The 2,777-nt window shown below is 71.9% G+C and carries 2 protein-coding genes; one reads left to right on the top strand and one right to left on the bottom strand.

Features of this window, described 5'->3' with window-relative positions:
- Positions 1-77 precede the first annotated feature (77 nt).
- A complete protein-coding gene (locus ACFU8Q_RS40760; protein ID WP_384465054.1) occupies positions 78-704 on the bottom strand; it encodes a TetR family transcriptional regulator in 627 nt (208 codons plus the stop codon).
- Positions 705-1,163: 459 nt separating this feature from the next.
- On the opposite strand from ACFU8Q_RS40760, the gene ACFU8Q_RS40755 reads away from it, so the two are divergent.
- Complete coding sequence (locus ACFU8Q_RS40755; RefSeq protein ID WP_384465051.1) at positions 1,164-2,744, top strand: FAD-dependent oxidoreductase; 1,581 nt, start codon at positions 1,164-1,166, stop codon at positions 2,742-2,744.
- Positions 2,745-2,777 lie beyond the last annotated feature (33 nt).

Below are 2,777 nucleotides of genomic sequence, written 5' to 3'. Positions count from 1 at the left end.
CTTCCGCACCGGCGCCTCCGTACGGACCGGTGCGGTATGGCGCTACGGCGCCATGCCGCACCGCATCGCGGCCGGGATCAGCCCGAGCGCGTCTCCAGGGGCGTGGGTCCGGGCGCGAGCAGCAGCTCGCACGCCATGCGCAGATCGGACTCCGCGTCGGCGGCGGAGATCCGCTTGTTGAGCCGCGACTGCAGGACGCCGTACCAGAGCAGCGTCAGCAACCGGACGCGGGTGAGGTGCTGCTCCGCGGGATGCTCCACACCCCAGGCCTTCAGCATGAGGTCGCGGAAGCCGGTGTCGACGCGCGTCACGTCGGTGACGGTCGCGGCGCTCGCGGAGTTCGCCGACTGGATCATCGCGGTGGCGAGCGTCGGGTGGCGCAGCAGGTTGTGCGTGGCGCTGGCCAGCGTCTCGAATACGGCGTCCACCGGAGAAGTGCCGGCGCCGCGCTCGGGCAGCCGCGCGCCGAAGCCTTCGATCTGCTCGGCCATGACCGCGGTGAACAGGTGGGTCTTCGAAGGGAAGTAACGGTAGAGCGTGCCGATCGCCACTCCGGCGGCCTTGGCCACCTCATGCATCTGCACCCGGTCCAGATCCTGCTCGGCGGCGAGCTCCGCGGCCGCGCGGAGGATGCGATGCTGACGTGCCCGCTGACCGGGAGAGCTGGGCTCGGCGCCTGCCCTGGCCTCGGCGATTCTCGGCACTTCTCCCCCTGACCGGTCGCATACAGGAACGACGTCCGAGGATACGCGGCAAGGCGCGGGGAACGGCGCGGGACGGTCCCGCTCAGTGCGACCGGGCGCCCACCGCGCTCCGACAGCTCCCCGGGCCACACCACACGGGGAGTTCGTGGGGTTCCCAGCACTGGCAGAAGCCACTGGCCACCCCCAAGCGCAAGATGTCCCGTCATGATGCCGCCGGCATCGCGATCGGACGACGCGCCCTCGGACACCCGGTCCGGCGTCGGACGGCACCGCCCCGCTCCCGCTCATCGGGAGCGCCCCGGTGGGGCGCTCGCCCGCAGCCGGCACGGCCCGTCCGCTGGTCTCCGTGCTCCGCCGCGTCGGGCCGGATTCCTCCCGGTGAACGGGACTGCGCTCCCCGTAACAACGGCACGTCTTCCTACGCTGACCGGCACAGCGACCACCGTGCGGGAGGCACCCATGTCCATTGCCGCAGGCAGTACATCCCCGGCGGAGGAAGGATGGGACGACGAGTGCGACGTCCTCGTGGCCGGTTCGGGAGGCGGCGGCCTGACGGGCGCCTACACGGCTGCGGCCCGTGGACTGGACACGATGCTCATCGAGAAGACGCCGCTCTTCGGCGGCACCACCGCCTACTCCGGCGCCTCTCTGTGGCTGCCGGGCAACCAGGCGCAACAGCGGTCCGGACTCGACGACAGCGTGCAGAAGGGGCTCACCTACCTGCGGGCCACGGTCGGCGAGCGCACGAGCGCGTCGCTGCAGGAGTCGTACGTCGGCCACTGTGCGGAGCTGGTCGCGTTCCTGGAGGGGAACCGTCATCTGCGGTTCCGCTACGCGGCGTTCCCGGACTACTACGACGCCCCGGGAAGATTCGACCGCGGACGCTCCGTCATGCCGGAGGACATCGACGCCGCGGACCTCGGTGACCTGATGGACGTCCTGCGTCCCTCATGGGCCGCCGACCGCCTGGGCGCCGAGGTGCCCCGGACCCGACTGGTGGGCGGACAGGCCCTGGTCGGACGCTTCCTGCTGGCCCTGCGGGAGACGCCGGGGGTGCGGCTGAGCCACAGCACCGCCCTGGACGGACTGATCCAGGAGAACGGCCGGGTCGTCGGCGTCCACGCTCTGCGGGACGGCCGCCGACTGCGTATCCGGGCCCGTGCGGGCGTCATCCTCGCCACCGGCGGCTTCGAGGGCAGCGACGAACTGCGCCGGAAGTACCAGGCCCCCCGGGACGCCCGATGGACGATGGGACCGGTGGGAGCCAACACCGGCGACGCACTGCGGGCGGGCATCTCGGCCGGCGCGGGCACCGACCTGCTGGGCGAGTGCTGGTGGTGCCCCAGCGTGGTGGTGGACGAATCGTCCGCGGCCTTCACCCTCGGCGCGACGAGCGGCATCTTCGTCGACGCCCGAGGACGCCGGTTCGCCAACGAGTCATTGCCCTACGACCAGACGGGCCGCGCGCTGCTCGCCCAGGAGACCGCCGGGGTTCCCCTGCCCTGCTACTGGATCTACGACGGCACGACGGAAGGGCTGCCGCCCGGTTTCGTCAGCGCGAACCCCACCGACGCCCGGCCCTACCTGGACAGCGGTGTGTGGAAGAGGGCCGACACCCTGGCCGGCCTGGCGGAGCAGATCGGTGTTCCCGCGGACGAACTCATCGCGACGGTCGAACGGTTCAACGCGTTCGCGGCGGCGGGCAAGGACGAGGACTTCCACCGCGGGGAAGACGCCTACGACCGTTTCTTCGCGACGGGGGAGGGCCCGAACCCCAGTCTCGTGCCGCTGGAGAAGGGGCCGTTCCACGCCGTTCCCGTCGTCCTGGGAGACCTCGGTACCAAGGGCGGCCTGACCACCGACGACCGGGCCCGGGTGACGACACCCGACGGCGACGTCGTCCCGGGCCTCTACGCGGCGGGCAACACCATGGCGTCCGTGAGCGGCCTGGTCTACCCGGGCCCGGGGGTGCCGATCGGATCGGCGATGGTCTTCGCCCACCTGGCGGCCGAGGACATCGCCCGGCAGCAGGGAAACTGACCTGGCGGAGGCGGCCCGTGGGTCCTCACGGGC

It is taken from the genome of Streptomyces sp. NPDC057543 (assembly GCF_042801895.1).
In the GTDB taxonomy this organism is placed as follows: domain Bacteria; phylum Actinomycetota; class Actinomycetes; order Streptomycetales; family Streptomycetaceae; genus Streptomyces.
This window is presented reverse-complemented; position numbering and strand designations above follow the sequence as displayed.